Below are 22,000 nucleotides of genomic sequence, written 5' to 3' on the forward strand. Positions count from 1 at the left end.
CCGCGGTAGCCTCGAAGCCATGCCCGACGCCGCACCCCTGTCCCGCCCGATCCTGGCGGGAGTGGTGACGGCACTCGTCGGGTTCACGAGTTCGTTCGCGGTGGTGCTGACCGGACTCGACGCCGTCGGGGCGGACGCGGCGCAGGCGGCCAGCGGGCTGCTCGCGGTCAGCCTCATGATGGGTCTCGCATGCGTCGTGCTCGCATGGCGGTATCGGATGCCGATCACCGTCGCCTGGTCCACGCCGGGGGCCGCCCTCCTCGTGGCCACGGGCACGGTCGAAGGCGGCTGGCCTGCCGCGGTCGGTGCGTTCCTGGTCACCGCCGCGCTCATCCTGCTCACGGCGCTGTGGCCCGCACTCGGCGCCCTGATCGCTCGCATCCCTCCGTCCATCGCGCAGGCGATGCTGGCCGGAGTGCTGCTGCCCCTGTGCCTCGCCCCGATCACCGGTCTGGTGGCGAATCCCTGGGGTGTGGTGCCCGTCGTCCTCACCTGGCTGGTGTTCGCGCGGCTCGCCCCGCGCTGGGCCGTGCCGCTCGCGTTCGCCGCTGCGGCCGTGGTGGTCGCGGTGTCCCTGATCGGCGATGGCGCTTCGTTCGATCCGCGTCTGCTGCTGCCGCGCCTCGAATTCACCGCTCCCACGTTCACGGTGGGCGCCCTCGTGGGCCTCGCGCTGCCGTTGTTCATCGTGACGATGGCGTCTCAGAACGTCCCTGGCGTCGCGATCATGCGCAGCTTCGGATACGAGGTGCCGTGGCACCCGGCCATGCTCGTCACCGGGGTCGGCACGGCGCTCGGTGCGACGGCGGGCGGGCACGCCATCAACCTCGCCGCGATCAGCGCCGCGCTCGCCGCCTCGCCGGACGCCGACCCCGACCCGAAACGGCGGTGGGTCGCCGGGGTCTCGACCGGAGTGTCCTACCTCGTGCTCGCCGTGTTCTCGGCGGCCTTCGCCGCGCTCGTGGTGCTGGCACCTGCCGCCGTCATCCCGGCGGTCGCGGGCCTCGCGCTGTTCGCCGCGTTCGGATCGTCCGTGCAGCAGGCCATCGACGACCCGGGTGAGCGCATCCCCGCCGTGGTGACGTTCCTCGTGGCCGCGTCAGGGATCGCCGTGCTCGGGGTCAGCGCCGCGTTCTGGGCCCTCGTCGCCGGCCTCCTCGTGCGCACGGTGCTGCACACCGCGCGCAACTGACCTCCTCCTCCCCCGCTCGGGTGATCCTGCGGAGTCCGCCATGCGGGGGATGTCCGAGACACGTGTGCTCCGTAGCGTGAGGGTATGACCACAGGAATGCTCGAACTCTCCGGCATCACCAAGAGCTACGGCTCTCGGCGCGTGCTCGATGACGTGTCCTTCACGGTCGCCCCCGGGCGGCTCACGGGCTTCGTCGGCGGCAACGGCGCCGGCAAGACCACCACCATGCGGATCGTGCTGGGGCTGCTGTCGTCGGACGGCGGACGCGTCGATCTGGACGGTGCTCCCTTGACGACCGCCGACCGGCGCCGCTTCGGCTACATGCCCGAGGAGCGCGGCCTCTACCCGAAGATGAAGGTGCTCGAGCAGATCGTCTACCTCGCACGCCTGCACGGCTTCGGCAAGCAGGAGGCGATGGAGCGGGCGACCTCGCTGCTCACGGAACTCGGGCTCGGTGAGCGGCTGAACGACACCATCGAATCTCTGTCGCTCGGCAACCAGCAGCGCGCGCAGATCGCCGCCTCGCTCGTGCACGACCCCGAGGTGCTCATCCTCGACGAGCCGTTCTCCGGCCTGGATCCCCTCGCCGTCGACGTGGTCGCGGGTGTCCTGCAGTCCAGCGCGGCCAAGGGGGCATCGATCCTGTTCTCCTCCCACCAGCTCGACGTGGTGGAACGGCTGTGCGACGACCTGGTCATCCTCGCCGGTGGCACGATCCGCGCGGCGGGCTCACGCGACGCACTCCGCGCCGAGCACGCGCGCGACCGGTACGAGCTGGTCTCGGCCGGAGACGCCGGGTGGCTGCGCACCGAGCCCGGTGTCACGGTGGTCGACTTCGAGGGCGGCTACGCCCTGTTCGACGCGGACGGCCCGGAGACGGCCCAGCGCGTGCTGCAGTCCGCCGTACAGCGTGGCGATGTCGCCAGCTTCGCCCCCAAGCATCCGTCCCTCGCCCAGATCTTCAAGGAGGTCATCCAGTGAGCACCCCCTCCCCCGTTCGCAGCTCGAACGGCATCTGGCTCGTCGCCGAGCGCGAGATCGGATCGAAGCTGCGCAGCAAGGCCTTCCTGATCTCCACCGGCATCCTGCTGGTCCTCGCCCTCGCCGGCATCCTGTTCGGCGGGTTCGCGAGCAAGAACACCGAGACCACGCCGATCGCCGTGACCGCGGAGACCGCCTCCGCCGTCTCGGCCATCCCGAACGTCGAGGTCACCACGGTCGCCGACCGGGCCGCAGCCGAACAGCTCGTGCGCGATGACAAGGTCGATGCCGCGGTGATCGAAGGCGACGGACCGTCGGGATACACGATCATCGCGATGCAGGATCCCCCGGGCGAGATCGTCTCAGCCCTGTCGATCGCTCCCGAGATCGTCAGCCTCGAGCCCGCGACCACGAACCCGCTGCTGCGGTACTTCATCGCGATCGCGTTCGGCCTCGTCTTCATGATGGCTGCGGCGACGTTCGGCGGCACGATCGCACAGAGCGTCGTGGAGGAGAAGCAGACCCGCGTGGTCGAGGTCCTCCTCTCGGCGATCCCGGCCCGAACGCTCCTCGCCGGCAAGGTGATCGGCAACACCGTGCTCGCGATGGGGCAGATCCTCGCCCTGGCGGCGGTCGCCACCATCGGCCTGATCGTCACCGGTCAACGGGAGGTGCTCACGACGCTGGGGGCGCCCATCATCTGGTTCGCGATCTTCTTCCTGTTCGGCTTCATCCTGCTGGCGGCGATGTTCGCGGCCGCGGCGTCGATGGTCTCTCGCCAGGAGGACATCGGGTCCACCACGACACCGATCACGATGCTCATCATGGCGCCGTACATCCTGGTCATCGTCTTCAACGACAACCCGCTGGTGCTGACGATCATGTCGTACGTGCCGTTCTCCGCCCCGGTCGGCATGCCGATGCGCCTGTTCGTGGGAGAGGCGCAGTGGTGGGAGCCGCTGCTGAGCCTCGTGATCCTGCTCGCCAGCTGCGTGGCCGCGATCGTCATCGGCGCGAAGATCTACGAGAACTCGCTCCTGCGCATGGGCTCCCGCGTCAAGCTCCGCGAGGCGCTGCGGGGTTAGCCCCCTCCCTTGCCGCCGAGACCCATCCCGCACGCCGAAACCCACCGTCGCAGACGTCAGCGACGGTGGGTTTCGTTGTGGCCGATGGGTCTCGGTGTGCGGGTCAGGTCAGATCACGCCGTCGGCCAGGGTGGTGGGGTTGCCGAAGCGGTGGTTCGTGATCGATACGGCCTGCTCGTGCAGGAACGGAAGCATCTCGACCCGTCCCGCCCCGGTCACGGCGTGCGACCAGACCGCCACATCCGGGCTTCCGCCGAGCGCCTCGTGGAGGGCCGCGGCGTCGCCGCCGACCAGACGCACGCGGTGCCACGAGTTCGCGGCCTTGGCGTAGCGCTTGGTCCACGCCGCGTCCGATTCGTGCTTGACGGTCACGCCGTGCGCGCGCAGGGCCTTCTCGACGCGAGAGGGCAGAGCGGGAGCCGACACCGTGAACGGGCTGCCGCTGCGCAGGGCGGCCGCGAGCACACGGAGGCCATCCACCAGAGGAGCGTCGTCGGCGATGCGCACGTCGACGGCGACGGGACGGTAGCGGAACAGGTTGCGCTCGACCCCGAGGCCGGACTTGTCGCTCACGGCGCCGAACTCGTCGATCCAGGCATGCTCGTCGGATGCGGCAGCACGCTGCAGCCACTCGGCCTCGGTCGCGTCCACCTCGGAGGACGCCGCCTCCAGCAGTGCCCGCACGACGGGGACGACGGCCGCACCCGGCGCCGCGGCCGGAAGCTCCGCAGGAGCCCACTCGCCGAGACCGAAGAGGTAGTTCGGGCCACCGGCCTTGGCTCCGGCGCCGACCGCCGAGCGCTTCCAGCCGCCGAACGGCTGACGCTGCACGATCGCCCCGGTGATGCCGCGGTTCACGTAGAGGTTGCCGGCCTCGACACGGTCGAGCCAGGTGGCGACCTCGTCGGAGTCGAGCGAGTGGATGCCGGCCGTGAGGCCGTAGTCGACCGCGTTCTGCAGGCGCAGGGCCTCGTCCAGATCCTTGGCGTGCATGATGCCGAGCACCGGCCCGAAGAACTCGGTCAGGTGGAAGTACGATCCCTCGCGCACACCGGTCTTCACCCCGGGCGTCCACTGCTTGCCCTCGTCGTCGAGCTTGCGCGGCTCGACCAGCCAGCGCTCGCCCTTCTCGAGCTTCGTGAGCGCGGTGAGCAGCTTGCCGTTCGCGGGCTCGATGATCGGACCCATCTGCGTGGCCGGGTCGTCGGGCAGGCCGACGCGCATCGAGGTCACCGCATCCACCAGCTGACGCTCGAACCGCTTCGAGTCGGCGACGGATCCGACGAGGATCGCGAGCGACGCGGCGGAGCACTTCTGCCCTGCGTGGCCGAACGCACTGCGGGCCACATCGGCGGCCGCGAGATCGAGGTCGGCTGAGGGGGTCACGATGATCGCGTTCTTGCCGCTGGTCTCGGCGAGCAGCGGCAGGTCGGAGCGGAACGAGCGGAACAGCTGCGCCGTCTCGTACGCCCCGGTGAGGATCACACGGTCCACCGCGGGGCCGGCGACGAGGCGCGTGCCCAGGTCGCGGGAAGCCAGATCGACGAGCGCGAGCAGGTCGCGCGGCACACCGGCGGCCCACAGTGCCTCCACCATCACCGCACCGCAGCGCTGGGTGAGCTTGGCCGGCTTGATGATCACGGCAGAGCCCGAGGCCAGGCCCGCGAGCACACCGCCGGCGGGGATCGCGACCGGGAAGTTCCAGGGAGGAGTGACCACGGTGACCTTCGACGGCACGAATTCGGCACCGGAGACGGTTTCGAGGTCCTTCGCGCGCTCGGCGTAGTAATGCGCGAAGTCGATGGCCTCGCTGATCTCGGGGTCGGCTTCGGCAATGGTCTTGCCCGCCTCGTGGGCCATGATCTCGATCAGCTGACCACGGCGCGCGGCGAGTTCGTCGCCGGCGCGGTGCAGCACGGCGGCACGGTCGGCGGCCGGCAGCGCCGCCCACTTCTCGGCGGCCGCTGTCGCTGCGGAGAAGATGCCGTCGAGTTCGGCGTCCGTCTCGACCTTGGCCAGCGCGATGCTGTCCAGACCCAGCGTCGAGCCGACCGAACGGCTCAGGATCTCGCGACCCCACGCGCGGTTCGCGGCGATCGCCGGATCGGTGTCGGCCTGGTTCTCGAAGCCGGTCGTCGTGCCGGCGGGCACCGCAGCGGTGCGATCCTGCACGCGGTGGGCCGCGGGGACGTACTGCGGCTCATCGGTCGCGAGCGCGGCCAGCGAGCGCTCGAACCGCTCGCGCTCCCTGGTGAGGAGCGTGGGGTTGGAGGCCAGTTCGAACACCGCCGACATGAAGTTCTCCGGGCTGGCGTTCTCCTCGAGGCGGCGCACCAGGTACGCGATCGCCACGTCGAACTCCGCCGGGTTCACGACCGGCGTGTAGAGCAGCAGACGGCCGACGTCCTTGCGGACGGCTTCGGCCTGACCGGTCGCCATGCCCAGCAGCATCTCGTACTCGACGAGGGGGTCGGCGCCGGTCGGGTCGGCCACCCCGCGCGCCTGGGCGAGCAGCCAGGTGTAGGCGATGTCGAAGAGGTTGTGACCGGCGATCCCGATGCGCACGGCGTCCAGGCGCTCGGGCGTCATGGCCCAGTCGAGCACCCGCTTGTAGTTGGTGTCCGAGTCCTGCTTGGTGCCGTAGGTGGCGAGCGGCCAGCCATGGATCGCGGCGTCGACCTCCTCCATCGCGAGGTTCGCGCCCTTGACGACGCGCACCTTGATCGGCGCTCCCCCCTTGGCGCGGCGGGCGGCTGCCCACTCCTGCAGGTGCTGCATCGCGCCGAGCGCGTCGGGGAGGTACGCCTGCAGCACGATGCCGGCTTCGAGGTTCTCCAAGCCCGGCTGGTCGAGGATGCTCGTGAAGGCCGCGATCGTCAGGTCGAGGTCGCGGTACTCCTCCATGTCGAGGTTGATGAACTTGGCCTTGCCCTTGGCCTCGGCACGCGCGGCGAGCTCGTAGAGCGGGGTGAGCTTGTCCACGACGTCCGCCACGGCCTCGTCGAACGACCACATCGACAGCTGGCTCACGACGCTGGAGACCTTGATCGACACGTAGTCGACGTCGTCGCGGGCCAGGAAGTCACGGGTGCCCTGCAGCCGGTGTCCGGCTTCCCGCTCTCCGAGCACGGCCTCGCCGAGCAGGTTGAGGTTCAGGCGGTTGCCGCTCTTGCGCAGCTTCGCGATGGCGGGGCCGAGCTTGGACGGAGTGGCGTCGAGCACGAGGTGCCCGACCATGGCGCGCAGCACGCGGCGCGAGATCGGCACGACAACGCCGGGGAGCTTCGGCGCCCAGAAGCCGCCGGTCTTGATCGCGGCACGCAGGTATCCGGGCAGCAGCGACGGGGTGATGTCGCTCAGCTCGGCGAGCTTGCGGCCGGCGACGCGCAGGTCTTCCGGGCGCATGACGCCGTCGACGAAGCCGACCGTGAACGCGAGTCCGTTCGGGTCCTTGAGCACCTCGGAGAGGCGCTGGGCGGCCGGCTCGACGGGGTGGGTCTCGCTCTCGGCGAGCCAGCGCTGCACCAGGGCGGCGACGTCTTCGGTGCGGGGGGTGGTGGTGTCGGCGGCGACAGGCATCGGTGGGACCTTCCAAGAGAGCGCACACCGGGATTTCGTGTGCGGCTGGATCATTGTCCTGCCGCTCGGTAGGCTCCGTCTATCAACCGATTTGCGTGGATTCTGTTCAGTTCCACTGAACGATAGGCGCCGAACGAAGGATCCGCCGTGCTCGACGTGAACAGACTGCGGATGCTGGTGGAGCTGTCGCGTCGCGGGACACTGTCGGCCGTCGCCGACGCCCTGTCCTACAGCAAGGCATCGGTGTCGCAGCAGCTCAGTGCGCTGGAGCGCGACGTGGGCGTGCCGCTGCTGCGCCGGGTCGGGCGCGGGGTGCAGTTCACGCCGCAGGGGAACGTGCTCGTCGCCGAGGCCATCGGCATCCTCGACCAGCTCGAGCACGCCCAGGTCGCCGTCGCCGAATCCCTGACCGAGGTCACGGGCACCGTGCGCATCGCGGTCTTCCAGTCCACGGCACACTCGCTCCTGCCCCGCGGGCTCGAAGCCCTCAAGGAACGTCATCCTGCCCTGCGCGTGGAGGTCACCGAGTCCGACCCGGAGACCGGACTCGTCGGAGTGTCCAGCCGCGACTTCGACCTCATCCTCGCCGAGCAGTACCCGGGCCGCACACGCCCGATCCACGCCGACCTCGACCGGGTGGCGCTCGCACACGACGCGATCGCCCTCGCGCGGCGGCCAGGGACCCCCGCGCACGCCGACGCCGTCGCCGCGCTGTGGTCGACCCGCGACGAACCCTGGGTGCTGGAACCTGCCGGCACCGCGTCGCGCGCCTGGGCGGAGCAGCTGTGCCGCACCGCCGGGTTCGAGCCCGATGTGCGCTTCGAGATCGCCGACCTCACCGCCCACGTGCGGCTGATCCATGCCGGACTCGCGGTGGGGCTGCTGCCGGAGCTCGTGTGGGCGGGCGACACCCCGACGGTCGACCTGGCACCGCTGCCGCAGGAACCTCGGCGCGAGATCTTCTCCTCCGCGAGGCGTGTGTCTGCGGACGCTCCCTCGATCCGCGCGGTGCGCAGCGCACTCGCCGACGCGGCCTCGCACGACCTCGCCGCCTAGCCTCGGGGTCTGCGCCGCCTTCGGCATCCGCGCCGCCTTCGTGAACCGCGGAGTAAAATGTCACAGGTTACCTCGACATGTCCTCTTCCACGCGCACCCGCTCCGGCCGGAATCCTCCCGCACGGATCCCGCTGAGCACTCTGGCGATCGCGCTGGGCCTCGCCGGCGTCGCGTCGACCTGGTCGGCGGCCACCGCCGTCGCCCCGGTGCCCGCTTCCGTCGCCCCTGCCTTCTGGGGCCTGTCGGCGATGGCGACGATCGGACTGCTCGCCGCGCACACCGCGAGAGGCGTGCGCAGCGGCACACCTCTGCGCGCGCAGCTCCGCGACCCCGTGCAGGCACCGTTCGCCGTGATCCTCCCTCTGGTAGGGATGCTCATCGGCATCCGGCTGCTTCCCTCGCTCCCCGTCGCGGGCTCGACGATCGTGATCGCCTCGATGGCCAGCACCGCGGTGTGGGCGGGCTGGCTGGTGAGCACCTGGATGGCCGGCCGGATCGAGCTCGCCGCGATCCACGGCGGGTACATCCTGCCGCCGGTCGCCGGCGGATTCATCACCGCGACCGCCGCGGAGGCACTCGGGCTGCCGGGGCTCGGATGGGCGGCGTTCGGCGTCGGATGCCTCTTCTGGGTCGTGATGACGACGCTCGTGCTCGTGCGCCTGGTCGCCGGCCCCCCGCTGCCGGATGCGCTCACCCCCAGCCTGGCGGTGCTGATGGCCCCGCCGGCCGTCGGCGGACTCGCGCTCTTCGCCCTGACCGACGGCATCGCATCGCCGCTCTCGTCCGCGTTCGCCGGTCTCATGACGCTCCTCGTCGCCGCGCAGGTCGCCACCATCCCGCGTTACCGTCGGCTCCCGTTCACGCTCGGCTTCTGGTCGTTCACCTTCCCGGTCGCGGCCGTCGCGACCTACACGATCGCCTGGCTCGACGTCGCCGAGGTGTCGTCCGCCGGCCCCGTGGCCGTGGCGCTCGCGATCGCCGTCACGCTGTTCGTCACCGCGATCGGCATCCGGTCGCTGCGGGATCCGGCCATCGAGGGCATCCGGACGATCCGGGAATATGCATGCACATACATCTGTTGGCTCCCGTGTACCCGGACGAAGGAGTCCGATCCACTCCTTCCGAAAGGCACTTCTGTGAGCACCCCCGTGATCGACCGCACCGCCCCGACCGAGCACCCCGTCCTCGACGTCCTCGCCGGCCGCTGGAGCCCCCGCGCCTTCGACGCGCAGAACTCGATCGACGAGGCCAAGCTCGCGACCGCCCTCGAGGCCGCCCGCTGGAGCCCGTCCGCCAACAACATCCAGCCCTGGCGCTTCATCGTCGCCCGTCGCGGCACTGCACTCCACGCCCAGGTCGTCGACGCCCTGATGGGCTTCAACCAGGCATGGGCCGGCAACGCCGCGGTTCTCGTCGTCGCGATCGCGGAGACCGCCACCGCCGATGGCACCCCGATCACGCACGCACTCTACGACCTCGGCCAGGCGGTCGCGCACTTCTCGGTGCAGGCCCACCACGACGGCCTGCTCGTGCACCAGATGAGCGGCTTCGACCCCGAGGTGGTCCGTGAGTTCGCGGACCTCGAGGCCCGGTTCGCGCCGGTCACGGTCTTCGCCGTCGGCGAGTTCGGCGACATCGAGGCCCTGCCCGAGGTGCTGCAGCAGCGCGAGGTCGCCCCGCGCGTGCGTCGCCCCATCGACGAGACGGTCGTCCTCAGCGCCTGACCGCTCCCGCCGACGCTGTCAACGGGGTCTCCGGTTTGTCCGGGGGCCCCGTTAGCGTGTGCGGATGGATATGCTCCGCATCACCGGCGCACGGACGAACAACCTCCGCGACGTCTCCGTCGTCGTCCCCAAGAAGCTGCTGACCGTCTTCACCGGGGTCTCGGGTTCGGGCAAGTCGTCGCTGGTGCTCGACACGATCGCCGCCGAGGCGCAGCGGCTCGTGAACGACTCCTATTCGACGTTCATCCGGTCGCGACTGCCGCAGCTGCCCACTCCGGACGTGCAGGCGATGGACGGTCTGACGTTCACGGTGCTGATCGACCAACGTCGGTTCACGGGCAACGCGCGCTCGACCGTGGCGACCGCGACCGATCTGGCCTCGCTCGTGCGCCTCGTCTTCTCCCGCGTCGGCGAGCCGTCAGCCGGCTACTCCCCCGCGTACTCGTTCAACGACCCCTCCGGCATGTGCCCGACCTGCGAAGGGCTCGGCACGGTGTACGACATCGACATCGATGAACTGATCGACCCCGAGAAGAACATCGACGAGGGCCCGGTGCGGTTCAGCCTGTTCCGTCCAGGCGTGTACCGCTGGAAACGCTTCGCCTACTGTGGACTGTTCGACCGCGAGAAGCCGCTCAAGGACTACACGGCCGAGGAGATGGACCAGTTCCTCTATGCCGACAAGCTCAAGCTCGAGGACCCCGACCCGCGTTTCCCGCAGAGCGCGCGCTTCGACGGGGTCATCACGCGGATGCGCGACGTGTTCCTCAAGCAGCGTCCGGTGAAGATGTCAGCCTCCGTGCGCGAAGAGCTCGACCGACTCGTGACGCATCACACCTGCCCCGACTGCCGCGGCGCGCGCGTGAACGAAGCCGCGAGGGCCAGCCTCATCGCCGGGCGCTCGATCGTGGACTGGATGCGCATGCCGGTCTCCGAGCTGCACGCGCTGCTCGAGGAGTTCGACGACCCACGGGTGGCACCGGCGGTCGAAGGGATCCGTCATGCGCTCGACGCCCTGCTCTCGGTCGGCCTCGGCTACCTCGCGCTCGACCGCGAGTCGGCGACGCTGTCCGGCGGCGAGGCGCAGCGCGTCAAGATCGTGCGACACCTCGGCAGCGCGCTCACCGACGTCACCTACGTGTTCGACGAGCCGAGCACCGGGCTGCACCCCGCCGACATCCAGCGCCTCGTCGCCCTGCTCCAACGACTGCGCGATGCCGGGAACACGATCCTCGTCGTCGAGCATCACCCGCAGGTGATCGCGGTCGCCGACCACATCATCGACCTCGGTCCCGGTGCGGGGTCTGCCGGTGGGCTCGTGCAGTTCGAGGGGACGCCGGCCGAGCTCAGCGCCGGCGACACACTGACGGGGCGCCTGCTCGCCGAGCCGTTGCCGATCCGTCGAGCGACACGGGCACCGTCAGGCCGGATCACGGTGCGGGATGCGCGCTCGCACAACCTGCGAGGTTTCGACGTCGACATCCCGTTGGGCGTGCTCACGGCCGTCACGGGAGTCGCCGGTTCCGGCAAGAGCTCGTTCGCGACCACGGAGCTGCCACGCCAGCACCCGGACTTCACGGTCGTCGGACAGGAACCGCTGCGCGGCGGCGTCCGATCCACGACCCTGAGCATCCTGCGCATCGCCGACACCGTCAGGGCGGTGTTCGCGGATGCCTCCGGCCTCGACCCCTCCTGGTTCAGCTTCAATTCCCGCGGGGCGTGCCCCACCTGTCGCGGCCGCGGCCACATCACGACCGAGCTCGCGTTCCTCGACGACGTGTCCCTCCCCTGCGATGCGTGCGGCGGGCTGCGCTTCAACCCGACCGCTCTGGCCGTGCAGGTCGACGGCGCCACGATCGCCGACGTGCTGGCGGCACCACCGGCCGAGGTCAGCGCCCTCTTCTCCGCCCATGCCGACGTGGTCGAGGCCCTGGCCTGGGTGCAACGCACCGGACTGGGATACATCCCGGTCGGCCGGTCGCTCGACACGCTGTCCGGTGGGGAGAAGCAGCGTCTGCTGCTGGCCCGCCACCTCAGCGATCCGCACCGCGACCGGGCGGACCGCATCATCCTCGACGAGCCGACCTCCGGCCTGCACCCCTCCGACGTCGACACCATCAACCTCCTCTTCGACGACCTGCTCGAGGAGGGAGCGACGCTGGTGGTCGTGGAGCACAACCTGCGAGTGGTCGCCCGTGCCGATCACATCATCGACATCGGTCCGGGGGCGGGATCCGACGGCGGGAGCCTGATCTTCAGCGGGACGCCGTCCGAGATCGTGCGTGACGACGACTCCCTCACCGGTCGCGCACTCGCCGCGGCCTCCGGTCTGCGCGGCTGAGCCTGCACGAGAGTGCTGAGCCCGCACGTCAAAGCCGAGACCCCACGAGAAGAGGGACCCGCGGATCACCCGCTGGTCCCTCTTCTGTGTCCGAGCGGTTCAGCTCAGTCGTGGCGTGTCAGTCCTCGAGGAGCTCCGCCTCGATCACGTCATCCTCGTCGGAGTCGGAGTCGGCCTCGGGCTCCGGCGTCGTCGAGGTGAGCACGAGGCCCATCCCGTCGGCGGCCACGTCGACGCGAACCGTGTCGCCGTCGTGCACGTTGCCCGAGAGCAGCGCGGTCGCGAGCTTGTTCTGCACCTCGCTCTGGATGAGGCGGCGCAGCGGACGAGCACCGAACATGGGGTCGTACCCGCGCTCGGCGAGCCAGGCCCGCGCATCCGGAGTGACCGCGAGGGTGAGTCGCCGGTCCTTCAGCCGGTCGTGCAGCTGGTCGACCGAGAGCTCCACGATCTGTGCGAGGTCGTCTTCGCTCAGCGCCGAGAACATCACGATGTCGTCGAGGCGGTTCAGGAATTCCGGACGGAACGCCTGCCGCACGAGCGCCATCACCTGGTCGCGTTTCTCATCGGGTGCGAGCACGGGGTCGATGAGGATGGGCGAGCCCAGGTTCGAGGTGAGGATCAGGATCACGTTCGAGAAGTCGACCGTGCGCCCCTGCCCATCGGTGAGCCGACCGTCGTCGAGCACCTGCAGCAGCACGTCGAACACCTCGGGGTGCGCCTTCTCGACCTCGTCGAGCAGGATCACACTGTACGGCCGGCGACGCACGGCCTCGGTCAGCTGACCACCCTGCTCGTAGCCGACGTACCCGGGAGGGGCGCCGACGAGCCGGGACACCGAGTGCTTCTCGCCGTACTCCGACATGTCGATGCGCACCATGGCGTGCTCGTCGTCGAAGAGGAACTCCGCCAGCGCCTTGGCAAGCTCGGTCTTGCCGACACCGGTCGGGCCGAGGAACAGGAACGATCCGGTCGGACGACCGGGGTCGCTGATCCCCGCGCGCGAACGGCGGACGGCGTCGGACACGGCCTTCACGGCGTCCTTCTGCCCGATCAGGCGCTTGCCGAGCTCGTTCTCCAGGTGCAGCAGCTTCTCACTCTCACCCTGCAGCAACCGGCCGACGGGGATGCCGGTCCACGCGGCGATCACGGCCGCGATGTCCTCCTCGGTCACCTGCTCGTTGACCATGCGAGGCTCGCTCGACGCGGTGTCCTCCGCCTGCTCGGCCTCCGCGATGTCGCGCTCCAGGCGCTTGATCGTCTCGTACTCGAGCTTCGAAGCCTTCGTGTAGTCGGCATTGCGCATGGCGAGGTCGCGCTGCGTGATCGCGTCGTCGAGCTGCTTCTTGAGCTCGCCCACCCGGTTCAGACCCTGACGCTCGCGTGCCCAGCGGGCTTCGAGCTCGGCGAGCTGTCGCTCCATGCCGACGAGCTGCTCGCGCAAGGCGCTCAGTCGCTCCTTGGACGCAGCGTCCTTCTCGCGCTTGAGGGCGAGCTCCTCGAGCTTCATCCGGTCGACCTGACGCTTGAGCTGGTCGATCTCGACCGGAGACGAGTCGATCTCCATCTTGAGCCGCGACATCGACTCGTCGATCAGGTCGATCGCCTTGTCGGGCAGCTGACGCGCGGGCAGGTACCGGTTCGACAGGGCCGCGGCCGCAACGAGAGCACTGTCGGAGATGGTCACCCCGTGGTGCGCCTCGTACCGACCCTTGAGGCCGCGGAGGATCGCGATCGTGTCCTCGACAGTGGGCTCTCCGACGTAGACCTGCTGGAAGCGGCGCTCGAGCGCTGCGTCCTTCTCGATGAACTCGCGATACTCGTTGAGGGTGGTCGCGCCGATCAATCGCAACTCGCCGCGGGCCAGCATCGGCTTCAGCATGTTGGATGCCGCGACCGAGCCTTCACCGCCACCGGCGCCCATCAGCACGTGCAGCTCATCGATGAACGTGATGACCTGCCCGTCGGACTCGGTGATCTCCTTGAGCACCTGCTTCAGCCGCTCCTCGAACTGGCCGCGGTACATGGCGCCGGCCACGAGGGCGGAGATGTCGAGCGTGACCAGCTCCTTGTCCTTGAGGGACTCGGCGACGTCGCCGGCGACGATGCGCTGGGCGAGGCCTTCGACGACGGCGGTCTTACCGACGCCGGGCTCGCCGATCAGCACGGGGTTGTTCTTCGTGCGTCGGGTGAGCACCTGACTGACCCGACGGATCTCGCTGTCGCGTCCGATCACGGGGTCGAGCTTGCCTTCGCGGGCACGGTCGGTGAGGTTGATGCCGAACTGCTCGAGGGCGGACTGCTGCTCTTGGTTCTGGTTGCCGGTCTGCGGGGTGGTCATGCGCTCCTCCTGGAGTTGCTCCTTCTGGTCGTCTCCCGTCCACCAAGTCGGAGGACGGGATCAAAGTTGAGTCTTATTGACTCAAGTTTAGCACTCGCCGAGATTCTCCTCCAGTCCGTCCGCCTCGTCAGCGCTCCCGTCCGATCGCGTCCCAGATCGCGGACGCGACAGCGCGTTTGGAGCCGGAGACGATCGCCGCCACCGCACCCCCGGGGCCCAGGATGTGCACGGCATTCTCCGCGCTCTCGAACCCGCGCTCCCAGCCGACCTCGTTCACCACCAGCAGGTCGACACCCTTGCGCTGCTGTTTGCCGCGAGCGCGAGCGAGCAGTTCGGCCTCGTCCTCCGGAGTCTCGGCTGCGAAGCCGACGACGAGCTGACCCGGGCGACGTGCAGAGGCCAGGGCTGCGACGACGTCCTCGTTCTCGATCAGCTCGATGGCGGGTACCCCGCCGCCCTCCTTGGTGAGCTTGCGCTCCGAGACCGCGACCGGTCGGTAGTCGGCGACCGCGGCGGCCATCACGATCACGTCCGACTCTGCGGCCTCACGCTTCATCACCTCTGCGAGCTGGATCGCGGAGCCCACGCCGACGACGCGGATCGACGGATGCCGCACGTCGGCGAGCACGTCACCCGAGATGTTCGCCGACACCAGGGTGACCTCGGCTCCGCGAGCGGCCGCCTCCGCGGCGAGCGCCGCACCCTGCCGGCCGCTGGAGCGGTTGCCGAGGAAACGCACGGGATCGATCGGCTCGCGAGTGCCGCCGGCCGAGACCACCACCCGCACGCCGGCGAGGTCACCGGGAGCCAGCAGCGCCTGCGCGGCGGCGAAGACCTCCTCGGGTTCCGACATCCGGCCGGGACCGCTGTCACCACCGGCGAGCTCACCGTCGGCAGGACCCACCAGGTGCACACCGCGCTCCCGCAGGGTCGCGATGTTCGCCTGTGTCGCCTTGTTCCGCCACATCTCGGCGTGCATCGCCGGAGCGATCAGCACCGGGGCCTCGGTCGCGAGCAGGGTGGTCCCCAGGAGATCGTCGGCGAGCCCGGCAGCGATCTTCGCGATCGAGTTCGCGGTCGCCGGCGCCACGATCACGAGGTCGGCCGCCTGACCGAGAGCCACGTGCCGCACCCGTGCCACATCCTCGTGCACGCTCGTTGTCACGGGGTGACGACTGATCGCCTCCCATGTAGGCAGCCCGACGAAGCGCAGCGCATCCGCGGTGGGCACCACGGTCACGTCGTGGCCGCCCTTCGTGAGCAGGCGCACCAGATGCACCGTCTTGTACGCGGCGATGCCGCCTGTGACTCCGACCACGATGTTCACGTCTCGATTCTGCCCCAGCATCCACCGCCGCGGGCCGACGATCGTTCCGCCGACCTAGACTTGATGCCGTGTGCACGGTCGTGATCGATGTCGAGAATGCCGGATCCGCACGACTTCTGGCGGTCCGCGACGAAGACCCGCTGCGGGCCTGGGACTCCCTCGGAGCGTGGTGGCCGGACGACTTCCCGGGCGTGGTGGGTATCCGCGACCGCCGAGCGGGCGGCGCGTGGCTGGCCGCGAACCCGGCAGAAGGACGACTCGCCGTGCTGCTGAACCGCGCGGACGTGCGTGACCTCCCCGCAGCTCACGCGGTGTCCCGCGGCGCCCTCGCTCTGGAGTCGGTGACGGGCCGATCGCCGGTCGCACCGCTGCCGATGCACGGCTTCAACCTGCTCGAGGTGGGCCCCGCCGGCGCGAGAGTGCTCTCGTGGGACGGCGTCGAGCTTCGCGAGACACCCATCGAGCCCGGAACGCACATGATCGCGCACGACGATCTCGACGATGCGACGACTCCGCGGATCCAGGCGTGGCTGCCCGAATTCCGCGCCCTGGGTCCGACCGCCGACAGCGACGACTGGACGGCCGAGTGGACGGCCCTGCTCGCATCTTCGACCGCGCTCCCTCCGGAAGACGACAGGGCGATCATCCGCGACAACCGGCCGCACGGCTACCCCACGCAGTCCCTGCTCTACTGCATCGCCGCCGTCACCAAGGACGGGGTCGAGGTGCGCGACGTCGCACTGCCCGCACCTGCGCACTGGTCTGAACACTGAATCCGGCCTGAACACTGACCCTGGCTGAGCAGCGACCCCGGCTGAACACTGAATCCGGCTGCGTGATGGACCCGCCCGGCTCAGGCCGCGGGCACCGCGGATTCCTCGGCACAGGAGAACCGCGCACGGTAGGCGGTGGGGGTCAGCCCGAGCACTCTCGCGAAGTTCTGCCGCAGCACGGCCGCTGAACCGAATCCGCACTCGTCGGCGATGTGCTCGAGCGGCAGGTCGGTGCGCTCCAGCATCCGCTGCGCGTGGATGATGCGCTGACGCGCGAGCCAGGCCGCCGGCGTCGCGCCGTATTCGGCTTTGAACCGGCGGGCGAACGTGCGCGGCGACATGAGGGCCCTGGCCGCCAGCTGGTCGACACCGAGGTCTTCGCGCAGGTGCTCGACAGCCCAGTCGGCGACCGCGGCGAGCGAATCGGTGGGGACGACGGGGATGGGGCGATCGATGAACTGTGCCTGGCCTCCGTCGCGCTGCGGGGGCACGACCATCCGGCGGGCGATGCGGTTGGTGAGCTCGGCACCCACCTCCTGCCGGAGCAGATGCAGGCAGGCGTCGATGCCCGCCGCGGTGCCGGCACTCGTGATGATCTTGCCGTCCTGCACGAACAGCACGTCGGGGTCGATGTCGATCTGCGGATACATGTCGGCCATGACGTGCGCGTACATCCAGTGCGTGGTGGCGCGTCGACCGTCGAGCACCCCGGCAGCGGCGAGGATGAACGATCCACTGCACACGCTCATCACCCACGCGCCGCGGTCGACCGCATGGCGGGCGACGTCGACCAGAAGCGGATCCACGTCGCCCCAGTTCTCCCGGGGAAGAGGGCAGAACACCACGAGGTCGGCTTCGTAGGCGAAGGCCAGATCGTGCTCGACGTTCACCGAGAAGCCGATCTTCGACGTCACGACGCCGGCACGGGGAGCGACGATGCGGAAGTCGAAGTTCGGCACCCCGTCATCGGCGCGGTCGAGGCCGAACGCCTCGCAGGCGACGCCGAATTCGAAGGGCGCGAACCCGTCCTGGATGACACAGGCGACCGTCTTCATACACACTCCCGGTTGGCAGTTTTCATACGTTCAGAGTCTATTCTGCCACTCGTGGCGGTTCGGCATCGAACGTAGCGTTTCTGCCATGATACTCCTCATCGCACTCCTCGCCCTCGCCGCGTGGGCCACGATCGCCACCTTCGTCGAACTGCGCCGCGACGGATACCGTCGCACCCCGACCGACTGGACGCGCCTCGCTGGACGCGATGTCGGGCAGCAGGCCGAGTCGGGGCACGGTTACCGCTGACCAGCACCATGACCGCGGGGGCTACGCTCGTCGTCATGAGCGAGCCTCAGCGACCTTCCGATCCCCCCGCCCCGCACCTGTCCGCGTCTCCGCAGTACCCGACGACATCGCAGAACCCCGCAGCACCGCAGAACCCCTCCCCGCAGTACCCCGCCCCGCAGTACCCCGCCCCGCAGTACCCGCCGGCACCGCTTCCGTCTTATGGTGCGCCGCAGCACCCCGCTGACACGGGGAACCCGCTCGGAAGGGTCGCGTTCCTCATCGCGGTGATCGCTTTCGCCGTCAATCTCGTCATCTCGCTGACGGCGCCGTTCGCCTACTTCGCCGCTGACGGTTACGGCTGGTACAACGCCCTCTCCGGCCTGGTCGGCGTGGTGAGCCTCGTCGCATACGTCCTGGCGTTCATCCTCGGGCTCGTCGCCGTACGCCGGCCCGGCCCGCACCTGCTCGCCGGCATCGCGATCGGCATCGCCGGAGTGGGCGCCATCGGCATGGCGACCACCTGGATGTCGTCGCTCTTCTACCAGTTCTTCTGAGGCTGCCTGCTCGAAGACACGACTGCCGGCGCCGTCGTGATCATGCGAGCACCCGTTCGTAGACCTCGACCATCGCCGCCGTGCGCGATGACTGTCGGAACGCCTCGGCCACCTCGGGCAGCGGAACAGGAGCCGCCCCACGCGCGATGTCGTCTGCCGCACGTCGCAGCGTCTCAGCCAGCGCGACGCGTCGGCGAGCCTCCCGCTCCACCCCGGATCCTGCTTCCGCATCAGGCTCTGGTACGGCCCACAGCCCGCCGCCGAGCTCCGCGGCGATGTCGGGGTCGCAGATCACCGACGGCGTTCCGAGGGTGGCTGCCTCGAAAGGGGTCATCCCCTGGGTCTCGAAGCCGATCGACGTCTGCACGAGCGCGTCGGCGGCGGCGATGCGCGCCAACGTCTGCGGGTAGGTGAGGCGTCCGGCGAAGTGCACGCCGTCGCGTGCGCGGACGATCTTCTCGGCGGCTGCGCGCTGAGCGCCTCCCCCGATGATCTCCAGATCGGCGACGACTCCCGAAGCGACGAACGCCTCGAGGAACGGAAGGAGACGCTTCTCCGGGCTCATCCGGCCGAGCCAGACGAACCGCGGTATCCCCGGCACGCGGTCTGCGGGCTTGTCCGCGAGCGTCTGCTCGCGGACGTCGTCGTCGATGCCGTTCCAGATCACGTCCACATGCGGGAAGACGTCGTGCTGCTCGAGGCGGCGGGCGAAGTGCGTCGAGGGGGCCGTCACGGCGGACGCCCCGGCGGCGAGGCCGCGCAGGAACGCCCACCCGTCGCTTCCCTTCGCCGGGTATCGCCCCTTCGACGGAACCGCGATGCCGCGCAGGGCGATGCCGCGCCAGGCGTTGAGCGCCGCGAGCACCGGGCGGTGCAGCGGAGTGACGGCGGCGATACCGACGTCGACCCGGTTGTGCATGGTGTGCACGACCGGGATGCCGTGGCGCTGCGCATACCGGTGTCCGATGAAGGCTCCCCAGAAGTCGGCCTGGACGTGCACCAGGTCGACGGGCGGACGGCGGGTCATGGCCTTGTCGAGGAAGCGATCGGTGCCGCGCCCGGGCCAGCTCATCGAGTATTCGCGATCCGTCGTGATCGGCATCGACGGCAGGTCGACGTACGCGCCGCCGTGGGTGCCGGACGACGCACGCGATCCGTGCATCTTCGGAGCCACGACCGTCACGGTGTGACCGGCGCGTTCCAGGAACTCCCGCTGGAGCCGCATCGACACCTGCGCTCCCCCGAGGGAGTCGAGGTGTTGATCGCCGAAGAAGACGATGTGCATGGCGGGTTACTCCGGCAGCGGCTCGTCGCGGTACAGCGCCTCGAAGGTGTCGAGGGTGCGGTTGATGTCGTGGATCAGGACGCCGTCGAGCGAGGCCTGCTGCATCCGCTCGTACTCCGCGGGCTCCGCCGTGAGCACGTCGGTGAGGCGTGCAGCGAGCTCGTCGGCATTCCCCGGCTCGAACAGGTAGCCGTTCTCGCCGTCGTGCACCAGGTGCGGGAGGGCCACGGCATCGGCCGCGACGACGGGCAGGGCCGAAGCCATGGCCTCCATGGTCGCGATCGACTGCAGCTCGGCGATCGAGGCGATCACGAACAGGCTCGCCCGCGACAGCAGGGCTCGCAGCTCCTCGTCGGTGGTGCGCCCATGGAAGGTCACCCGGTCGGAGAGACCGAGCTGGGCGGTCAGGTGCTCCAGCTGCTTGCGCTGGTCGCCCCCGCCCACGATGTCGAACGTGGTCTCGAGCGCGGGGTCGAGCTTCGTCATGGCCTGGAGGATGACCTCGACCTGCTTCTCGGCGGTGAGGCGTCCGACGAACACGATGCGGTTCTTCTCGCGCGGACCGATGACCGGCGTGTACTGCGAACGGTCGATACCGCAGCTGACGGGGATGACCCCCTTCACCTCGACGGTGTTCTCGAGGAAGTCGGCGGCACGGCGGGTGGGCGTGGTGATCGCCCTGGTCAGGTCGAACGTGCGCTTCGCGTCGGCCCAGGCGAACTTCAGCACCAGGTCGTCGATGAACTTGGGCATGGTCGTGTGATCGAGGATGTTCTCGGCCATCACGTGATTGGTCGCGATGACGGGGATGCCGCGCTCGTGGGCGATGCGCGCCAGTCCGCGACCGATCACGATGTGCGACTGGATGTGCACCACGTCCGGCTGCACCCGGTCGAGCACCTTGCGGGCGTAGTGCTTCGAGCGCCAGGGCCATACGAAACGCAGCCAGTCGTGCGGAGGCCAGCGGACCGACGGCAGCCGGTGCAGGGTCATCGGCTCGCCTTCGATGACCTCGGTCCGCGGCTCGGCGCGGCGGTAGGCCTGGTTGAGGGCGACGACGTGCACGTCGTGTCCGCGCTGCACGAGGCCGGCGGCGAGGCGCTCGGCGAAGCGGGCGGCGCCGTTGATGTCGGGCGCGAACGTGTCGCAGCCGATCACGATCTTCAACGGTCGGGGCGCGGATTCGGCGGCGGAGCCGCTCGACGGATCGATCGGATCGTCGGAGGAGGTCACAGACATGCTGCCTTACGATGTGGCGGCCAAGGGAGAGCCCTGGTCGGGCGCTGGCCACTCTACCGGAGGGCCCTGATCGTGCCGCCGAGGCGTACCGGGCATCACTCAGACGCACCGGCTACCGTGGAGTCATGCGACTGAGTGCCGACGCCGATCCCCAGCTGTGGATTCCCGTGACGGACTCGCTCGGCTGGAAGGGCCGCCGCCACCGGAAGGCCGCGATCCGGATGCTGCTCGGCCAGGTCAACGCCGCGGTCGGAGCGACGGAGCGACCCGGCTCGAGGTTCGGCGCGTGGGCGATGAGCCAGGCGGCGCCGATGCTCATGAAGCGTGCGGACGGACGCGTGCTGGTGTGGACGTGGAAGGCGGAGCCCGAGCTCGTCGTGGCGATGGCGACCGCACAGGTGCTGACGCCTGATGTGCGCATCGCCCGGGCCTCGATGCCGATGGACTACGACGACACGGAGTCGTTCCCCACGAGGCTCGGCGTCGGCGAGAAACTGCTCGTCCCGATGCCGCCGTCGCCCGCCTCGCCGCCGTTCGCGACGTACACCTGGGACACGGGTACGCACCTGGTGACGTTGACGGCCGTGTGCAGCGACAAGGAGCGGTTCGGCACGCTGATCGGCGCGCTGGACGACCTCGCGCGCAGCCTCCGCATCGCCGACGACCTCACGGGCGGCGAGTCCCCCGACGTGCGGAGACTGCCGCCTGCCTGACATCGCTCTCCCGCTCCCCGTGTGATTCCCGGGAGGCCGCGGATCGCATCCCGCGTCATTCCAGTCCGTGCGAATCCAACCATGCCTTCGCGACTCTCGCAGGGGCACGCGCCAGCCATGCATCCGTGATGATCTCTTCGAGCCGGCCCCGGTCGACGGCATCGAGACGGACGAGCAGTCCCGGGTAGCCGTCGAAGTGGGGGATCGTGAACAGCGCATCCGGCTCGGCGGCCAGAAGGGCATCCTTCTCTTCGAGGTCGGCGACCCGCACCGCGAGCACATCACCGGTGGGCCACTCACGCCCGACCTCGGCGAGCTGTCGCAGATCGGTCGTTCTCGGTCCGCGAAGCCACGCGAACTGGCCGCTCTTCAGCCGCCAGGCCGCCGCTCCGGTGTGACCGCCGACGGATTCCTCGGCGCCGGGCAAGGCGAGGGCGATCGCGCGCACATCGTCGATGCTCACCATCCCGCCATCGTGCACCCGTTCGCCCTGCCACGACAACGGGTCCGCGCACATCACCCACAC

Annotated in this window: 17 protein-coding genes and 1 pseudogene; 11 read left to right on the forward strand and 7 right to left on the reverse strand. The window is 69.6% G+C overall.

Going from position 1 to position 22,000, the window contains the following annotated elements:
• Nucleotides 1-19 precede the first annotated feature (19 nt).
• From ABRP18_RS16400 to ABRP18_RS16410, 3 genes are all read left to right on the forward strand, one after another.
• The gene (locus ABRP18_RS16400) at nt 20-1,192 is read left to right on the forward strand and encodes a benzoate/H(+) symporter BenE family transporter (RefSeq protein WP_349885042.1); all 1,173 of its coding nucleotides are present in this window, start codon (nt 20-22) and stop codon (nt 1,190-1,192) included.
• Nucleotides 1,193-1,288: 96 nt separating this feature from the next.
• On the forward strand, nt 1,289-2,173 hold the full coding sequence (locus tag ABRP18_RS16405) for an ABC transporter ATP-binding protein (protein WP_058631738.1): 885 nt from the start codon (nt 1,289-1,291) through the stop codon (nt 2,171-2,173).
• Nucleotides 2,170-3,258, forward strand: a complete 1,089-nt coding sequence (locus ABRP18_RS16410; RefSeq protein ID WP_058631739.1) for an ABC transporter permease — start codon at nt 2,170-2,172, stop codon at nt 3,256-3,258. The genes ABRP18_RS16405 and ABRP18_RS16410 overlap by 4 nt, the downstream gene beginning before the upstream one ends.
• Before the next feature lie 108 nt (nt 3,259-3,366).
• On the opposite strand, the gene ABRP18_RS16415 is transcribed toward ABRP18_RS16410, so the two are convergent.
• On the reverse strand, nt 3,367-6,837 hold the full coding sequence (locus ABRP18_RS16415) for a bifunctional proline dehydrogenase/L-glutamate gamma-semialdehyde dehydrogenase (protein ID WP_349885043.1): 3,471 nt from the start codon (nt 6,835-6,837) through the stop codon (nt 3,367-3,369).
• A gap of 147 nt (nt 6,838-6,984) precedes the next feature.
• On the opposite strand from ABRP18_RS16415, the gene ABRP18_RS16420 reads away from it, so the two are divergent.
• The 4 genes and pseudogenes from ABRP18_RS16420 (at nt 6,985) to ABRP18_RS16435 (ending at nt 11,958) form a co-directional block, all read left to right on the forward strand.
• Nucleotides 6,985-7,893, forward strand: coding sequence for a LysR substrate-binding domain-containing protein (locus tag ABRP18_RS16420; protein WP_058631741.1), 909 nt, complete (start codon nt 6,985-6,987; stop codon nt 7,891-7,893).
• Nucleotides 7,894-7,970: 77 nt separating this feature from the next.
• Nucleotides 7,971-8,891 (forward strand): annotated as a pseudogene (locus tag ABRP18_RS16425) (transporter); the annotation flags it as partial.
• Between the two features lie 138 nt (nt 8,892-9,029).
• The gene (locus ABRP18_RS16430; protein WP_258546257.1) at nt 9,030-9,617 is read left to right on the forward strand and encodes a nitroreductase family protein; all 588 of its coding nucleotides are present in this window, start codon (nt 9,030-9,032) and stop codon (nt 9,615-9,617) included.
• Nucleotides 9,618-9,681: 64 nt separating this feature from the next.
• Nucleotides 9,682-11,958, forward strand: coding sequence for an ATP-binding cassette domain-containing protein (locus ABRP18_RS16435; protein ID WP_349885044.1), 2,277 nt, complete (start codon nt 9,682-9,684; stop codon nt 11,956-11,958).
• A gap of 118 nt (nt 11,959-12,076) precedes the next feature.
• Here ABRP18_RS16435 and ABRP18_RS16440 read toward each other — a convergent pair whose 3' ends face one another.
• Both ABRP18_RS16440 and coaBC read right to left on the reverse strand, forming a co-directional pair.
• Complete coding sequence (locus ABRP18_RS16440) at nt 12,077-14,299, reverse strand: ATP-dependent Clp protease ATP-binding subunit (RefSeq protein WP_082738409.1); 2,223 nt, start codon at nt 14,297-14,299, stop codon at nt 12,077-12,079.
• A 127-nt stretch (nt 14,300-14,426) separates the two neighbouring features.
• On the reverse strand, nt 14,427-15,626 hold the full coding sequence (gene coaBC / locus ABRP18_RS16445) for a bifunctional phosphopantothenoylcysteine decarboxylase/phosphopantothenate--cysteine ligase CoaBC (RefSeq protein WP_349885045.1): 1,200 nt from the start codon (nt 15,624-15,626) through the stop codon (nt 14,427-14,429).
• Between the two features lie 68 nt (nt 15,627-15,694).
• Between coaBC and ABRP18_RS16450 the strand changes: the two genes are divergently transcribed.
• Nucleotides 15,695-16,399, forward strand: a complete 705-nt coding sequence (locus ABRP18_RS16450) for an NRDE family protein (RefSeq protein ID WP_046748728.1) — start codon at nt 15,695-15,697, stop codon at nt 16,397-16,399.
• 80 nt (nt 16,400-16,479) lie between these two features.
• Here ABRP18_RS16450 and ABRP18_RS16455 read toward each other — a convergent pair whose 3' ends face one another.
• Nucleotides 16,480-17,454, reverse strand: coding sequence for a GlxA family transcriptional regulator (locus tag ABRP18_RS16455; RefSeq protein ID WP_046748727.1), 975 nt, complete (start codon nt 17,452-17,454; stop codon nt 16,480-16,482).
• Nucleotides 17,455-17,539: 85 nt separating this feature from the next.
• Here ABRP18_RS16455 and ABRP18_RS16460 point away from each other — a divergent pair, with 85 nt between their 5' ends.
• Both ABRP18_RS16460 and ABRP18_RS16465 read left to right on the forward strand, forming a co-directional pair.
• On the forward strand, nt 17,540-17,701 hold the full coding sequence (locus ABRP18_RS16460; protein ID WP_179515740.1) for a hypothetical protein: 162 nt from the start codon (nt 17,540-17,542) through the stop codon (nt 17,699-17,701).
• Nucleotides 17,702-17,736: 35 nt separating this feature from the next.
• Nucleotides 17,737-18,237, forward strand: a complete 501-nt coding sequence (locus ABRP18_RS16465; protein ID WP_349885046.1) for a hypothetical protein — start codon at nt 17,737-17,739, stop codon at nt 18,235-18,237.
• Nucleotides 18,238-18,277: 40 nt separating this feature from the next.
• Here the strand turns inward: ABRP18_RS16465 and ABRP18_RS16470 are convergent, their stop codons facing one another.
• Nucleotides 18,278-19,522, reverse strand: a complete 1,245-nt coding sequence (locus tag ABRP18_RS16470; protein WP_349885047.1) for a glycosyltransferase — start codon at nt 19,520-19,522, stop codon at nt 18,278-18,280.
• A 6-nt stretch (nt 19,523-19,528) separates the two neighbouring features.
• The gene (locus tag ABRP18_RS16475; RefSeq protein WP_061018016.1) at nt 19,529-20,761 is read right to left on the reverse strand and encodes a glycosyltransferase; all 1,233 of its coding nucleotides are present in this window, start codon (nt 20,759-20,761) and stop codon (nt 19,529-19,531) included.
• Between the two features lie 125 nt (nt 20,762-20,886).
• Between ABRP18_RS16475 and ABRP18_RS16480 the strand changes: the two genes are divergently transcribed.
• On the forward strand, nt 20,887-21,474 hold the full coding sequence (locus ABRP18_RS16480) for a hypothetical protein (RefSeq protein ID WP_349885048.1): 588 nt from the start codon (nt 20,887-20,889) through the stop codon (nt 21,472-21,474).
• Nucleotides 21,475-21,529: 55 nt separating this feature from the next.
• Here the strand turns inward: ABRP18_RS16480 and ABRP18_RS16485 are convergent, their stop codons facing one another.
• Nucleotides 21,530-21,940: an MmcQ/YjbR family DNA-binding protein gene (locus ABRP18_RS16485; RefSeq protein ID WP_349885049.1), complete on the reverse strand. Its 411-nt coding sequence runs from the start codon at nt 21,938-21,940 to the stop codon at nt 21,530-21,532.
• Nucleotides 21,941-22,000: the final 60 nt, after the last annotated feature.

This window comes from Microbacterium sp. WHRI 7836, from assembly GCF_040223885.2.
Taxonomy (GTDB): Bacteria; Actinomycetota; Actinomycetes; order Actinomycetales; family Microbacteriaceae; genus Microbacterium; species Microbacterium oxydans.

Excerpts from the sequence above, each read along its gene's own strand:
- ABRP18_RS16400 (WP_349885042.1), top strand. The coding sequence starts at position 20 with ATGCCCGACGCCGCACCCCTGTCCCGCCCGATCCTGGCGGGAGTGGTG.
- ABRP18_RS16405 (WP_058631738.1), top strand. The coding sequence starts at position 1,289 with ATGCTCGAACTCTCCGGCATCACCAAGAGCTACGGCTCTCGGCGCGTG.
- ABRP18_RS16415 (WP_349885043.1), bottom strand. The coding sequence starts at position 6,837 with ATGCCTGTCGCCGCCGACACCACCACCCCCCGCACCGAAGACGTCGCC.
- ABRP18_RS16435 (WP_349885044.1), top strand. The coding sequence starts at position 9,682 with ATGGATATGCTCCGCATCACCGGCGCACGGACGAACAACCTCCGCGAC.
- ABRP18_RS16440 (WP_082738409.1), bottom strand. The coding sequence starts at position 14,299 with ATGACCACCCCGCAGACCGGCAACCAGAACCAAGAGCAGCAGTCCGCC.
- ABRP18_RS16455 (WP_046748727.1), bottom strand. The coding sequence starts at position 17,454 with ATGAAGACGGTCGCCTGTGTCATCCAGGACGGGTTCGCGCCCTTCGAA.
- ABRP18_RS16460 (WP_179515740.1), top strand. The coding sequence starts at position 17,540 with ATGATACTCCTCATCGCACTCCTCGCCCTCGCCGCGTGGGCCACGATC.
- ABRP18_RS16465 (WP_349885046.1), top strand. The coding sequence starts at position 17,737 with ATGAGCGAGCCTCAGCGACCTTCCGATCCCCCCGCCCCGCACCTGTCC.
- ABRP18_RS16470 (WP_349885047.1), bottom strand. The coding sequence starts at position 19,522 with ATGCACATCGTCTTCTTCGGCGATCAACACCTCGACTCCCTCGGGGGA.
- ABRP18_RS16475 (WP_061018016.1), bottom strand. The coding sequence starts at position 20,761 with ATGTCTGTGACCTCCTCCGACGATCCGATCGATCCGTCGAGCGGCTCC.
- ABRP18_RS16480 (WP_349885048.1), top strand. The coding sequence starts at position 20,887 with ATGCGACTGAGTGCCGACGCCGATCCCCAGCTGTGGATTCCCGTGACG.
- ABRP18_RS16485 (WP_349885049.1), bottom strand. The coding sequence starts at position 21,940 with ATGGTGAGCATCGACGATGTGCGCGCGATCGCCCTCGCCTTGCCCGGC.